This window comes from Sporofaciens sp. JLR.KK001, from assembly GCF_036941055.1.
Classification (GTDB): domain Bacteria; phylum Bacillota; class Clostridia; order Lachnospirales; family Lachnospiraceae; genus Sporofaciens.
In genome coordinates, this window is sequence record NZ_JAYMNO010000002.1 from 772,444 (window position 1) to 787,337 (window position 14,894).

Consider the following 14,894-nt stretch of genomic DNA (forward strand, 5'->3'; position numbering starts at 1 on the left):
CTACTCTCCAAATACAGCCTTGTAATCTGCCTGGAACTTCGCAATACCTGCATCTGTCAGCGGGTGCTTCGTCATCTGCTCGATCACACCGTAAGGAACTGTCGCAATATGTGCGCCTGCCAGTGCGCAGTCTGTTACATGCATTGGATGCCGCACGCTTGCCGCGATAATCTCAGTCTTAAGACCTGCAGTCTCGAAGATCTGAGCGATCTCAGCGATCAGATCTGTACCCCTTACGGAAATGTCGTCAAGGCGTCCAAGGAACGGAGATACATATGTCGCGCCTGCCCTTGCTGCCAGGAGCGCCTGATTCGCAGTAAAGATCAGCGTCACGTTGGTCTTGATCCCTTCTGCCGTCAACTGCTTACAAGCCTTAAGCCCCTCTACTGTCATAGGAATCTTAACTACCATGTTCGGATGGATCTTGGCGATCTCTCTACCCTCTGCGATCATTCCTTCCGCATCTACGGTAGTCGCCTTCACCTCACCGCTGATCGGTCCGTCTACGATAGATGCAATCTCGGCGATCACTTCCTCGAATACTCTGCCTTCCTTAGCGATCAGGGATGGATTCGTCGTAACTCCGCAGATGACCCCCATGTCATTCGCTTTCCTGATATCCTCTACCTTCGCTGTGTCAATGAAAAATTTCATTTTTCTTCCTCCTTTTGAATCACACTGTGTTATTACTGTATGAATTGATTATAACTTATACGATTAACTCCGGTCAATAGGCGCTATTTTTATTAATAATTTTTCCAATTAATAATATGCGAATATTAATTCCTCCGCCGCGTTCATTCAAATAATTAAGAGCGCTCCTGGTGAAAATACCACATAAAATCCAGGGACACTCTTAGTTATTAGTAATAATATTTGAAAATATATTAATTTTTATTTCTTTTCACACGTTTCCCCGGCGCTCTGGCATACCCGGTCGTTCCTCTCACGATCAGCTTAGGCTCATACTCCACGTGATAGGTGCTGACCGGCTCTATCTCCGAATAGGAGTTGCTGCGGGACGCGATCTTCTTCATGATGATATCACAGGCATCCCGCCCCTTGAAGATCACGAAATGCTCGATGGTTGTAAGATCCAGCTTATGCATCCGGGTAAACAAGGTATTGTCGCACCCCATCACCGACATATCCGCCGGGACGCGAAGCTTCGCCTCATGCAGTGCATCCAGTATTCCAAACGCAATCATATCATTCAGCCCTACGATGGCGGTGATATCCCGTTCCTCTCTGAGAAGCTCCCAGGCCAGGTCGTACCCGATCTTATACTCGGAATCGATGTGGGCGACATCCAGATCGATCTCTTCTCTGGCCGCCTTGATGATCACATTGCCCTTAAGGCCTGCCTTCTCATACACCTTCAGGAATCCCTCTACCCGCTTCGAGCGCTGCTTCTGCCTGGCAGTAAGCGGCGGCGCGATATACGCCACTCTCCGATGCCCAAGCTCTAAGAGATGCTCCGCCATGATACTCCCAAGCTTGGAATTATCAAGCTCCACCGCGTCAACGTCTAATTTCTCATTCTGGTTATTGACGACGGCTACCGGAATCTTCTCTGCCAGCTCCTTCACCAACCCCATAAAGCAATGACTGGGATTACAGGTATAGATAATACCTAAAGGCCGAAGCTGCCACATCATCTTAAGATAACGCTCTTCCATCTTGAGGTCACGCTGTGTATTGCACACGAACAATCCAAATCCCTGTTCCTTCGCGCGCAGTTCGATTCCCTGGAGCAGCATGACATAATAAGGATTCGTCAGATTCGAGCAGAAGACGACCAGAAGCTTCTCTTTCCTCGCACCCTTTCTCGTCTTTCTCTTGGGAGCCGAATACCCCAGCTCCTTCGCGGCTGCCTCCACCCTGTCTATGGTTTCTCTGGAAAAAGAAACATTATGCTTTTTATTAAGAACCATGGAAACCGTAGACTGCGATACTCCCGCCGCTTTCGCGATATCCGTAGATGTAACCTTTTTTCCCATCTTTTCTCTCCAATTATCTCTCAGAGCTGCGTCCGCCCTTCTAACGCCCTCAGAAGCGTCACCTCGTCGATATATTCCAGATCTCCGCCTACCGGGACGCCGCTTGCGATCCTGCTGACCTTGATCCCCGCCGGCTTGATCAGCTTACTGATGTACATCGCCGTCGTCTCCCCCTCAAGGCTTGAATTCGTCGCGATGATAACCTCTTCCACATCCCCCTGCAGACGTTCGATCAGTTCCTTCAGCTTGATGTCCTCCGGCCCGATCCCGAGCATAGGAGAGATTGCGCCGTGGAGTACATGATACACTCCGTCATACTTGCCCGTTTTCTCATATGCGGCCAGATCTCTCGTATTCTCCACCACCATAATCGTCTTATGGTCCCGTCTGCCGTTACTGCAGATCGGGCACAATTCCTGGTCTGTAAGCGTACAGCACTCCTTGCAGTACCTGACATTCCTCCTTGCCTCTACCATCGTAGAAGCAAGCCTGTCCACATCTTCCGCCGGCATATGTATCAAATGAAAAGCCAGCCTTGCCGCTGACTTTGAACCTATGCCCGGAAGGCATGACAACTCTTCAATTAACCTGCTGATCTGGTTACTGTAGTAATCCATTCCCCCTGCACCTCATCAGAATAATCCCGGTATCTGTCCGCCCATGCCGCCGGTGAACTTAGACATCGCCGATGCAGAAGCCTCGTCTACCTTGCCAAGCGCTTCATTGACTGCCGCCACGATCAAGTCCTCTAACATCTCCACATCCTCAGGATCCACTACTTCTTCATTCAGGCTCAGCTTCAATAACTGCCTTGTACCGGATACCGTCGCCTCCACCGCACCGCCGCCTGCTGTCGCGGTGAATTCCTTCGTCTCCATCTCCTTCGCCTGCTCTTCCATCTGTCTCTGCATCTTCTGCGCCTGCTTCATCAGGTTCGCCATGTTGCCCGGCATGCCTCCGCCGGGGAATCCGCCTCTTTTTGCCATGATCTATATCCTCCTAATCTTCTACAGTTATCTCCATGTTAATGAGATTCTCAATATCTACAAAATGATCTTCGAACCGCCGTCCTTCTTCCATCTGACGGACCTCAATCTCTACACTCTTCGCAACCTTCTGTTCGATCAACTCCTCGATCTCTTTCTTATGCTCCTCGGATCCTACCACTCCCGCGCTCATCTCGTCCGGGACCACGATCAGCAGACGATTATCCTCGCCCGCACTGAGCCTTGCCTTCTTGAGATAGATCTTGAGCATAGGCGAAGCCTCGCTGGCGATCGCCCGGAAGTCCTTCACCACTTCCCTGATATCTTCGCTTAAGGCCTTGGGAAGCTTTTGGGGCTTAATCTCTTCCTGACGGCTCACCCGCTCGCCCACACCGGAAGCGTGCCGGGCCGGACGCTCCGGCAGGCCTTCTTCTAACTGCTTCTCGATGGCTCTGATCCGGTCCAGAAGCGCGTCCTTCCCGGAATCCATCGACGGCCTGCACAGCTTGATCAGCGTCACCTCAAGGAGAACTCTCTTCTGCGTCGCATATTTCAACTGATTCGTAAGCTCTGAGAATGTCCGGATATAGCGGATCAGCGTATCGTTCTCGATCATCTGCGCCTCTTCCTTAAGCTGCGCAAGATTCTCCGTCGACACGTCCAGTATATCCTCCATATTGCCAGACCCTTTCACCAGAAGGAGATTCCTTAAGTACCAGGTGAAATCCGAAGCCATCTGGGACAATTCTCTGCCCTGCATCACCAGCTCCTCCACCGTCCCGATCACCCGATGCACATCCATGGCAATCAGTTCCCTGAGAAGCCTGCTGAATACTTCGGTGTCCACAGCTCCCAGAACCTCAAGCACATGGTCATAGGTCAGCCTCTCCCCGATATAGAATGCCGCACACTGATCCAGAAGACTTAGAGAATCACGCATGGAGCCGTCCGCCATCTTCGCGATATACCGGACTGCCTTCTCCTCCACATCCCACTGCTCCTTCTTGATCAGCTCCGTAAGCCTTGCAGCGATCGTCTCGATCGAAATCCGTTTGAAATCATACCGCTGGCACCGGCTTAAGATTGTAACCGGTATCTTATGAGCTTCTGTCGTCGCCAAGATGAATATCACGTACTCCGGCGGCTCCTCAAGAGTCTTAAGGAGCGCATTGAACGCCCCTATCGACAGCATATGAACCTCATCTATGATATAGACCTTATACCGTCCTTCCGTAGGCCTGTACGCCACTTCCTCACGGATCTCACGGATATTGTCCACGCCGTTGTTGGACGCCGCGTCGATCTCAATCACATTCATAGACGCCCCCGACGCGACCGCCCTGCACATGGCACATTCCCCGCACGGGCTCCCGTCCGACGGATTCTCGCAATTCACCGCCTTTGCAAATATCTTCGCCACGCTAGTCTTCCCCGTTCCGCGCGTCCCGCAGAACAAGTACGCATGTCCGATACGCCCCGCCTTGATCTGATTCTTCAATGTCCTTACTATGGCGTCTTGCCCCTTCACATCTTCGAATTCATCCGGACGGAACTTCCGGTATAATGCCGTATATGACATCCCTGCACTCCCCTGTCTATTTGATACCGAAGCTGATCCCCGTCATCTCTGCTTCCTTGATGATAGGGGACTTCGGATCTACATACTTAAGCTTGCCCGCCACTTCTGACAGCGGAACACGCACGATATCATTCTTCTTCACGCCCAGCATATACCCGAAATCACCGTCAAGAATCGCTTCCGCCGCTGCCGCGCCAAGTCTCGTGGCAAGCACCCTGTCATACGGACACGGCGATCCGCCCCTCTGCGTATGCCCAGGAACCGTGATCCGCACTTCCTGATCCGTCCTCTTCTGGATCTTCTCAGCCACTTCATATGCTACGGACGGGTATTTCTGCTTCGCCTTCTTCTCCTTCATCTCCTTCTTGGAGAGCTTGGCGTCCGCCTTAGAGATGGCGCCTTCCGCAACTGCAATGATGGTGAACTTCTTACCCGCAGCCTTTCTCTTATTGATAGCGTCAACCACCACGTCAATATCATACGGGATCTCCGGAAGCATGATAATATCGGCGCCTCCGGCAATCCCTGCGTGCAGGGTCACCCATCCGACCTTATGTCCCATTACTTCTATGATGAATACACGGCTGTGGGAGGTTGCCGTTGTATGGATCTTGTCGATCGTGTCCGTTGCAATATCCACCGCACTCTGGAAACCGAAGGTCATATCCGTTCCCCACAGGTCATTGTCGATCGTCTTAGGAAGCGTAATGACATGAAGCCCCTCTTCCCTTAACATATTCGCCGTCTTATGTGTGCCGTTGCCGCCAAGAACCACCAGGCAGTCCAGATTCAGCTTGTGATACGTATGTTTCATCGCCTCAACCTTATCGAGTCCGTTCTCATCCGGCACACGCATCAGCTTGAACGGCTGTCTTGAGGTTCCGAGGATCGTTCCTCCTACGGTCAGAATTCCCGAAAAATCTCTGGAAGTCAGCATCTTGAAATTAGAATAGATCAGTCCCTTATAGCCCTCCTGGAAGCCGTAGATCTCCACATCATCTCTCTTCGAGCAGATCCCTTTTACCACTCCCCGCATGGCTGCATTCAATGCCTGACAGTCTCCTCCGCTTGTAAGCATTCCTATTCTTAACATATGGTACTCCTTTCTCACCTGATTCCTTTCGTTTGTCCTTTAAAAGTATACCCTATTTTTTTCCTCTTGACAACGGTGTTATAATGGAAACCAGAAGCACATTAACATTTTCAGACATTTCTCATACAATAAGATAGACAGTCCCTATGGGACTCGGAAAAGAGGTTATCACTGTGGACAAATTAGACATAAGACTCTGGACTCTGGCCGCAAGAGGACATATCGTCCCTTCCCGCTCCCTGTTAAAGACTCCCCGGCAGATCGCTGCCATCAAGAAAAGCGCCGCCCTCAATACTGCCGTGCTGGATCATGTTGCCGCCCATATCCATGAAGGCATGAGTACCGTTGAGATCGACCGCCTGGTCTATGATTTCACGACGGAACACGGCGGCATTCCCGCCCCGCTTAATTACGAGGGATTCCCCAAGAGCGTCTGCACTTCACTGAACAACGTCGTCTGCCACGGCATTCCAAGCGAGCATGAATTCCTGATGGAAGGCGATATCCTGAATGTAGACGTGTCCACCATCCTGGACGGCTATTATTCCGATGCATCCCGCATGTTTACCATCGGGGACATCTCGCCGGAAGCCGCAAGGCTTGTCCGTGTGACCCAGGAATGCGTAGACCTGGGGTTAAAAGCGGCAAAACCCTGGGGACATCTGGGCGACATCGCCCACGCCATCAATTCTCATGCAAGGAAGCACGGTTACTCCGTCGTTGAGGATATCGGCGGACACGGAATCGGGCTGGAATTCCACGAGGAGCCTTTTGTCAGTTACGTAACGCCCAAGGGCAGCGAGATGGTTCTGGTCCCCGGCATGATGTTCACCATCGAGCCGATGGTGAATGAAGGCAGCCCGGATTTCTTCGTCGATGAAGCTGACGACTGGACTGTTTATACTATTGACGACGGACTGTCAGCACAGATCGAATATATGGTACTGGTAACCGAGAGCGGAATTGAAGTCCTGTCTAAATAGACAAATGTTAAAATGTCATGCGTTTGAAGGATATAGACCGTTTATATTCTTCAAGCGCATGACATTTTTATCTTTTATCCTAATCTCCTTCCAGGCCGCCAAGCACTAACGCCGAGTAGGCGCCCATATTGACGACCACCTCTCCGCAGTCGACCAGATATTCTTCGTAATCAGTGGAATAGCCGTCCTCGTAGGAGTAGATCAGCTTCCTCATCCGGCATTTCATCGGAATCTCTGCTATCCATACCGGGACTGTGACCTCGGCAAGCTCGCTGCGGTTGTTGATGATGACCACGATCCGGTCTTCTCCCTGGAATCTTGCGTAAGCCAGTATGCTATGTTCTTCTCCATTCAGTATGTTGATCGAACCGGTACGAAGCGCCGGATGCTCCTTGTGTATACGGATCATCTCCCGGTGAAATGCAACCAGTTCCTTATTCTCATATCCCCACGGATACGTACGCCTGTTGTCCGGATCCGTGAAACCGCAGACTCCCGCCTCATCGCCATAATACACGGTCGGCGCGCCGATCCACGTCATCTGCATTACAACTGCTTCCCGCATGATCGCATAATTCACATATTCGTTCGCCGCCTCCGGACCAAGATGTTCCACCCTTCCAACCATATAATTGGTCCGGGTCAGGAACCGGGAATGGTCGTGGTTCGACAACTCATTCATTGCTACCTGGAGCGACGGCGTCAGCATATTCGCCATATGGTGCATGATCGAACCTACGAAATTACTCGTATTGCCCCTCAGGTCTTCCATGTGCTCGTCACTGTGCTTCTCCATGCCTGTCAGGAACCAGGTAACCGGCTCCATAAAAGCATCATAGTTCATCACCGTATCCCACTCGTCCCCCTGGAGCCATTCACTTGGGTCTCCGTAATGCTCCGCCAGTATCAGTGCATTCGGGTTCGCATCCTTGACCGCCTCGCGGAACTTCTTCCAGAAGCTATGGTTATAATCGTTGGTCTGCCCCAGATCCGCAGCCACGTCGAGCCTCCAGCCATCCACATTGAACGGCGGAGAGACCCATTTCCTCCCGATATACAGGATATAATTCTCAAGCTTGACCGAATCCTCGTAGTTAAGCTTGGGCAGCGTATCATGCCCCCACCATCCGTCATAATTCGGATTATAGGGCCATTCCTCTTCATCATCCTTCAGGAAATGAAAATAACTCCGGTACGGACTGTCCGGGGAAATATATGCCCCCGGCTGATAATCCTTCTGATTCTCATAGATCCTCTCCCGGTCCATCCATTTGTTAAAGGAACCGCAGTGATTGAACACACCGTCCAGGATGATCTTCATCCCGCGCCTGTGAAGCTCCTCCACCAGCTCGATAAACAGCCGGTTGCTCGCCTCTAAGTTCTTAAGCTCTGTCACCCTCTTCTGGTACTTGGTCGCCTGGTGGTTATCGGTCACTCCGTCCGGCAACACCTCTCCCCCGTCCTCCACGATCACTCCATAGTGAGGATCAATATAATCATAATCCTGAATGTCATACTTATGGTTCGACGGCGATACGAACAGCGGGTTAAAATACAGTACCTCTACCCCCAGCTCCTGAAGGTAGTCCAACTTATCCATCACACCCTTAAGATCCCCGCCGTAGAATTCACGGACACCCATCGTTGCCGGGTACTTATACCAGTTCGTTACCTTCTCACTGTACCCGCCGATATAATAATACTCATTCGTCTCAACATCATTGGACGGATCACCGTTATAGAACCGATCCGTATAGATCTGGTACATCACCGCTCCCTTCGCCCAGTCCGGCGTGGCGAACCCCGGCACGATCACGAAGTTATAGAACTCCACGATCTCCTTCGATGCACCGCATCTCCCATAATAGAGAGTCTCATCATCATTCTGGATCTCGAAGCAATACCGGAACGGCCTGTCATTCAATCTCCAGTTAATGGTATAATAATCAAACTCACTGTCATTGCCGCCATCCTTGCCGTCATCTCTGCCGCCTTCTTTCCTCATGTCATATCCACCAACCGCTGTCATCAGACGTACCCGTCTGGCGTCGTTCTTAGCCGTCCGGAAACGCAGCCTTACAGTCTCATTCTCCTGGGGCTCCTGTGGAATAACATAACTAGCAGTTCCATCACAAAATAATGCCTGTTCATTCACGCTGTTGCTCCCCCTTTATTCTATTATGCTTCTGATACCTCACCTGAAAATAATGCTTCAAATTCTTCTCTGGAAATCTTCTCCTTCTCCAACAATAAATCAGCACACGCATGAAGTACATGATCGTATTTCTTGATCACAGCTCTCGCTCTGCTGTAGCACTCGTCAATGATCCTCTTCACTTCCTGGTCGATCGTAGTTGCGACGGTCTCTCCGTAACCTCTTGAAGCATGGGCAAGGTCACGGCCGATGAATATCTCGTCACTGTCATTATCATAATTGATCAGGCCAACCGCCTCAGACATTCCGAACTTGGTAACCATAGACTTGGCCAGGCTGGTCGCCTGCTTGATATCCTGGGACGCTCCGGTCGTAATATCGTCCAGCACCTCTTCCTCCGCCACGCGGCCGCCAAGGGCGACGGTAATATCCTGGAGCATCTTCCCCTTCGTATTGAACATCTCGTCATTCTCCGGAAGCGGCATAGTGTAGCCTCCCGCCCCTCCGGTCGGAATGATCGACACGCTGTAGACCGGTCCCACATCCGGAAGCACATGGAACAGGATCGCATGGCCCGCCTCATGGAACGCCGTGATCCGCTTCTCCTTGTCGGAGATCACACGGCTCTTCTTCTCCGCACCGATCCCGACCTTCACGAACGCCTTCTTGATATCCTCCTGCTTAAGATAGAGGCGTCCTTCCTTCGCAGCCAGGATCGCCGCCTCATTCAGCAGGTTCTCAAGATCTGCCCCGGTAAACCCTGCCGTCGTCTGTGCGATCTGGTGAAGGTCGATCTCCTCGCTGAGCGGCTTCCCGTCCGCATGGACCTTCAGGATCTCTTCTCTTCCCTGGATATCCGGCCTTCCGACCATCACCCGGCGGTCGAAACGGCCGGGGCGCAGGATCGCAGGATCAAGGATGTCCACACGGTTCGTCGCGGCCATCACGATCACGCCTTCATTGACACCGAAACCATCCATCTCCACCAGAAGCTGATTCAAGGTCTGCTCTCTCTCGTCATGGCCGCCGCCCATACCGGTTCCTCGGCGTCTCGCCACCGCGTCAATCTCGTCGATAAAGATGATACACGGCGAATTCTTCTTCGCCTCCTCAAACAGATCCCGGACACGGGACGCGCCCACACCGACGAACATCTCCACAAAATCCGAACCCGATATGGTGAAGAACGGCACGCCGGCTTCACCCGCAACAGCCTTGGCAAGCAGCGTCTTACCCGTTCCCGGAGGTCCTACCAGCAGGACTCCCTTGGGGATTCTTGCCCCTACCTGGATGTATTTCTTCGGGGATTTCAGGAAATCCACAATCTCTTCTAACTCCTCCTTCTCTTCCTTAAGGCCTGCAACCTGTGAAAAGGTAATCTTCTTGTCCCCGCCTGTACTGAGCCTTGCACGGCTCTTCCCGAAATTCATAGCCTTGGCGTTCGCGCCGCCTCCCTGGCGGTTCATAACTGTAAATATCAGCATGACTCCCAGAATTGTCAGAAGCACAGGCATGATCACCGTCATAAACCAACTGTCCTCCCGGACATCCGGCATCTCGTAGTCCACATCCTTATTCTTCAGATATTCCTGAATCTCATTGACATCCGATACATACAGATATCTGACCTCATCTCCCTTAAGCTCTAGCTCGACCCTTCCTGTCGGCACGTTCTTGTTCTGTGTGATCACAACCTTCTCTGTATCCCTGCTCACCACCAGCTCTTCAAATTCCTTCCAGGTCAGTTCTTCATCCTTCTGGTCAAACTGATTCGTAAGCCACAACATAACGAATAAGAACACGACAAACGTCAGAACTGTGGCTCCGCTCAGCCCCCTTACCTTCCTATCATTCAATGTCCCAAAGCCCCTTTCTATTCTATGCCGTCTACAATTCCAATGTACGGCAGATTCCTGTACTTCTGTGCATAGTCAAGACCGTATCCCACAACAAACTCATCCGGAATCTCAAATCCTACATAATCCACCTTCACATCCCTGACCCTTCTGTCAGGCTTGTCAAGAAGCGTACACAATCTCATGCTCTTCGGCTTCCTCTTCTCGAGGATCTCCAACAGGTATGACAACGTCCTTCCAGAATCAATGATATCCTCTACAACAAGCACATCCTTGCCTTCTAGGGATTCGTCCAGATCCTTCACGATCCTGACTACCCCGTTAGAGGCTGTCCCGTCCCCGTAACTGCTCACACTCATGAAATCCAGAGATACCGGTACATTGATCTTCTTCGCCAGTTCACACATGAAGAAGACGCCCCCCTTAAGGACGCAGATCAGATGAACCTGCTTGCCCTCATAATCTTCGCTGATCTGTCTTCCCATCTCTTCAATTCTTGCAGCAACATCCTTCTCCGGAATCAATACCCTTATACTTTCCGCCATCACTTTGTCCTCCGTAAAATTCTATCTCCAGGATTCTCCTGGTCTTCTCTGTGATCTGATACTTCTGATTCTGCCGATACCCGACGATCCACATAATATGCTTCCCGTCCGCTGCCAGCCATATCTTATCTCTCTGTCTTGCAGGTATCTTTTCATTAATAAAATACTGCTTAAGCTTCTGAGTCCTGCCGTCTTTTGTGATCGTGATATAATCTCCCGGCTCTCTGTGCCTTATTTTAACAGTATTTTTTATTATATCATAATCAAACCATTTCGTGTAGGGGTTTTCTGGAAATATTACCCGATTTCCGGTTCTCCCGAACACTCTGCATACCGCCGGATATTCCTTCGTCCCATCTTCCGCACCACAGACAGCATCACCGTCGGCGCCAACGCTTTGCGGACGCTCCCCCGCCGCAGACAGCTCGATCCCTTCATAACACCGTCTCGCACACATGCCGTAGGGCAGATGGATCTGCCTTCCCACCTGCCTGTCAAGCAGCTCCATAAGCATCCTCGTATGTTCGGTCTCCAGGTCCTTGCGTCTTCCCGCCGCATGGCAGAGCATCTCATGGATCACAGACGGGCGGAGCGCTTCCGGCGTCTGCAGAAAACGCTCCTTATCAAGCACCGCCCGGTCTTCTTCATAACGGATACAGCCCGCCCCGTATCTTGCCACCTCCTGCCGGATATACTCTCCAAGCACACGCATCTGTTCCATCGTCTCCGACATGTGGGACACCGTCTGCCTATTCACCTGTTCTTCAAGATACGGGATCACATGCCATCGGATCCGATTCCTTGTATAGTCATCCTCCAGATTTGTTTCATCCGTACAATAAGATATTCCCCGATTTTTAAGATATGATTCAATCTCTTCTCTTTTCAGGTACAAAAGAGGCCGGATCCACGGTCCGGTCACCGGCGCGATCCCGCCAAGACCCCTGATCCCGCATCCCCTGCACAGATTCCAGATCAATGTCTCCGCATTATCATTCTGATGATGGGCTAGGGCGATCTTACCGCTGCCCAGTTCCCCCCGCACCTTGAGGAATATCTCACGGCGGATGTCTCTGCCCGCTTCCTCCAGACTCAGCCCGCTCTGGCCGGCAAGCTTACGCACATCCTCACGGAAAGTCCGAAGCCCGACTCCCCACTCGTCACATATTCTCCGCACATACTCCGCATCCGCGTCCGCATCCTCCCCCCTGAGGCCGTGATGCACATGCACCGCCAGAACATCCAGGTTAAGCTCTTCCTTAAGCTTCATAAGCATGAAAAGAAGGCATATGGAATCTGCACCTCCCGATACGCCTACAATCACTCTGTCTTCCTTATCCAGCATGTGATACCGCCGGATATACTCTCTTACCCGCTGATACATCATTTCACACATCCTTTGGGTAACTATTATAATAAATCTGCCCGAAAAAGCAAGCTCTTCTTACCTTCTTCTATAATTCCCAGATACCGATCGCCAGCACAGTCATATCATCCACCGGAACCTCCTGCGTCCATTCCAGTACCTGCTCCAGAATATGATGCGCCAGTTCTTTGGGGTTCACAATATCCGCATCCTGGATAAATGTGCTCATCAGGGATTCCTGCTCACCCACCGGCAGCGCATCCAGAACCCCGTCCGTAACCATGATCACAAAATCACCGGATTCCAGCTTACTCTCCACCGGCTCCAACTCCAGCTCCCGGATCACACCAACCGGGAGCGTTGAAGAATTGATCGTCTCGACCTTGTCTTTCCTCTTGATAAATGTCGTGGACGCTCCCGCCTTCACGAACTCACAAGTTCCTCTGTACAGATCAAAGAGACTTGCGTCTATAGTAGAAAAGCGCACCTCCTCTCTTGCGATCACCAGCGCCGTATTCATCAGCTGAACCGCCATCGTAACCGGGAAGCCCGCCTCTAAAAGCTCCTCCAACATCTCAACGACCATCTTGCTCTCCCGGAACGCCTCTTCTCCGGAGCCCATACCGTCAGACAGGGCGATCCCTTTCTTGCCCTCCGGCAGATCCGTCATAAGGAATGTATCACCGGATATCTTCTCGCATCCCTTACCTATCTTCGCCACACCCTGCAGAGTATGGAATCTGGCGCTCTCCACACACGCCACCGTACAGTATTCCTCGCCGACAAGCGGACGCTCGCCCATCTGCGGCGTCATAGTACGCCCCGTACACGCTCCCACAAGAGAGGCCAGCTCCTTCACGGCGATCACTCGGCCCTTCATGGACTTCACCGTGAGATGGATCTCGTACTTCCCCTGGGACGTCATGTAGAACACCGAAGACAAGAGCCTTGCGCCGCCCTTCTTAAGCTGCGTCTTCAGACGCTTCTCCAGACGCTCGTCCTCAAAAATACCCGCATCCAATTCCCGGGTCGTATGCTGAATCATCTTCGCAAACCGGTCGAGCTGTTCCGCATAGCCTTCCCGGTTCTGGACGATCTTATTGTTCCACATCATGATATTCTTCGCATTTTCAAACGTCTCCAACGTCTCCCTCAGGAATCTGGGCGCTTTGACACACCGCTTCTGAAGGCTCCTCTTCAGCTCCACATTCAGCTCCGCCCCGAACTCCTCCACCGTACACAGGATCTCATAGAGAAGCTGATAAGTATGTACCCGGTTCTCTCCCAGGCACCATTCCTTCTTCTCGCAATTATCACAAACCTTGTCCGTGACCTTCAGAAACATCTCCTCGATCTCTTCTTTTGAAAATGTCCCCTTGTAGTCTTCTAATGTAAGAAACGTCTTTGACAAATGTACCAAAGAATCCGCAAACTTGTCCATCTGTACGACATATGGGTTGATAAATGTCTTTTTCTCCTTTATTTCCGTCATCCTTGCGCTCCCCTTTCAACGGTTTTCAGACATATTTCTTCCGAAAAAAATAAAAAGCCTTAGGAAATCCGTCTCCTAAAGCTTATCCTCTGTCTGTTATTCTGCCTTAAATATCGTCTCGTTCTCGTGTATCAGGCCTAATTTCTCCTTCGCCACATCTTCTACGTATTCATCCGTTCCTACATATTCGCTGAGTTCTTCTATCTCCTTCGTGCGTGCCTTCTCTTCTTCGATCTGTTCTTCAAGCTCCATCTCCTGCGTCCGGTAATGTTCTTCCTTGGCCTTCAAGGACACACTGTTCGCAGATATGACTACAAACAGAAGCAAGACAACCGCACTGACTGCCAGCACGCTTCTCCTGTGACGCTGCATGCGCTTCTTCTGGCGTCTCCTGGGACGCCCCTGTTCTGTTCTTCCCATAATCAATTACTCACCCTTATTCCGGCTTCACGCCGATACTCACCCTATACTCACTCTTATCTTAACTTTTTTCTTCTTTTTTATCAAGCCCCTGGCATAAATCTTTCTTTTTGCGGCCGTAGATTTTTTTGTACAGTTTTTCAGAGGCGCTGAAAAAAGCTGTCATTAAAATCACTCCAAGCGCAACACCTAGTATAAAGTACCATCGAATACTACCATCACTTGTATGGTAAATCTGCACAAACATATAGACGGCAGAACCCAGCCAGAAAATCATATCCTCCACGCTTACCGCCGCCAGATCATGGACTACGATCCTCCTGAAACAACGGATACACTGATATACAAGACGCACGATCGCCCCGGATACGACTGCTATAAGGAACACCATCATCTCTTCATGGATCCCCGGCATAGTA

At 51.1% G+C, this 14,894-nt stretch carries 14 protein-coding genes; 1 reads left to right on the forward strand and 13 read right to left on the reverse strand.

From position 1 onward, the window contains the following. The 6 genes from fsa to VSQ62_RS28910 all read right to left on the reverse strand — a co-directional run bounded on the left by fsa (nucleotide 1) and on the right by VSQ62_RS28910 (nucleotide 5,658). Nucleotides 1-654: a fructose-6-phosphate aldolase gene (gene fsa / locus VSQ62_RS28885; protein WP_334638330.1), complete on the reverse strand. Its 654-nt coding sequence runs from the start codon at nucleotides 652-654 to the stop codon at nucleotides 1-3. A 233-nt stretch (nucleotides 655-887) separates the two neighbouring features. After that, the gene (locus tag VSQ62_RS28890) at nucleotides 888-2,000 is read right to left on the reverse strand and encodes a LacI family DNA-binding transcriptional regulator (protein ID WP_334638331.1); all 1,113 of its coding nucleotides are present in this window, start codon (nucleotides 1,998-2,000) and stop codon (nucleotides 888-890) included. A 20-nt stretch (nucleotides 2,001-2,020) separates the two neighbouring features. After that, entirely contained in the window at nucleotides 2,021-2,617 is a 597-nt protein-coding gene (gene recR / locus VSQ62_RS28895) for a recombination mediator RecR (RefSeq protein WP_334638332.1), read from the reverse strand. A gap of 15 nt (nucleotides 2,618-2,632) precedes the next feature. After that, complete coding sequence (locus tag VSQ62_RS28900) at nucleotides 2,633-2,986, reverse strand: YbaB/EbfC family nucleoid-associated protein (protein ID WP_334638333.1); 354 nt, start codon at nucleotides 2,984-2,986, stop codon at nucleotides 2,633-2,635. 13 nt (nucleotides 2,987-2,999) lie between these two features. Next, entirely contained in the window at nucleotides 3,000-4,565 is a 1,566-nt protein-coding gene (gene dnaX, locus VSQ62_RS28905) for a DNA polymerase III subunit gamma/tau (protein WP_334638334.1), read from the reverse strand. A gap of 16 nt (nucleotides 4,566-4,581) precedes the next feature. Next, nucleotides 4,582-5,658 (reverse strand): 6-phosphofructokinase, encoded by a 1,077-nt coding sequence (locus VSQ62_RS28910; protein ID WP_334638335.1) that lies wholly within the window; start codon nucleotides 5,656-5,658, stop codon nucleotides 4,582-4,584. Nucleotides 5,659-5,831: 173 nt separating this feature from the next. On the opposite strand from VSQ62_RS28910, the gene map reads away from it, so the two are divergent. After that, entirely contained in the window at nucleotides 5,832-6,641 is an 810-nt protein-coding gene (gene map, locus VSQ62_RS28915; protein ID WP_334638336.1) for a type I methionyl aminopeptidase, read from the forward strand. A gap of 79 nt (nucleotides 6,642-6,720) precedes the next feature. Here the strand turns inward: map and VSQ62_RS28920 are convergent, their stop codons facing one another. From VSQ62_RS28920 to yabQ, 7 genes are all read right to left on the reverse strand, one after another. After that, complete coding sequence (locus tag VSQ62_RS28920; protein ID WP_334638337.1) at nucleotides 6,721-8,796, reverse strand: glycoside hydrolase family 13 protein; 2,076 nt, start codon at nucleotides 8,794-8,796, stop codon at nucleotides 6,721-6,723. A gap of 23 nt (nucleotides 8,797-8,819) precedes the next feature. Then, entirely contained in the window at nucleotides 8,820-10,652 is a 1,833-nt protein-coding gene (gene ftsH, locus VSQ62_RS28925; protein WP_334638338.1) for an ATP-dependent zinc metalloprotease FtsH, read from the reverse strand. A 17-nt stretch (nucleotides 10,653-10,669) separates the two neighbouring features. Next, nucleotides 10,670-11,197: a hypoxanthine phosphoribosyltransferase gene (gene hpt / locus VSQ62_RS28930; RefSeq protein WP_334638339.1), complete on the reverse strand. Its 528-nt coding sequence runs from the start codon at nucleotides 11,195-11,197 to the stop codon at nucleotides 10,670-10,672. Then, a complete protein-coding gene (gene tilS, locus VSQ62_RS28935) occupies nucleotides 11,142-12,584 on the reverse strand; it encodes a tRNA lysidine(34) synthetase TilS (protein WP_334638340.1) in 1,443 nt (480 codons plus the stop codon). Before tilS ends, hpt begins: the two co-directional genes overlap by 56 nt. Before the next feature lie 67 nt (nucleotides 12,585-12,651). Continuing rightward, entirely contained in the window at nucleotides 12,652-14,055 is a 1,404-nt protein-coding gene (locus VSQ62_RS28940; RefSeq protein ID WP_334638341.1) for a SpoIIE family protein phosphatase, read from the reverse strand. 96 nt (nucleotides 14,056-14,151) lie between these two features. Next, on the reverse strand, nucleotides 14,152-14,475 hold the full coding sequence (locus VSQ62_RS28945; RefSeq protein WP_334638342.1) for a septum formation initiator family protein: 324 nt from the start codon (nucleotides 14,473-14,475) through the stop codon (nucleotides 14,152-14,154). 61 nt (nucleotides 14,476-14,536) lie between these two features. Then, a complete protein-coding gene (yabQ, locus tag VSQ62_RS28950; protein ID WP_334638343.1) occupies nucleotides 14,537-14,890 on the reverse strand; it encodes a spore cortex biosynthesis protein YabQ in 354 nt (117 codons plus the stop codon). Between the last annotated feature and the right edge of the window lie 4 nt (nucleotides 14,891-14,894).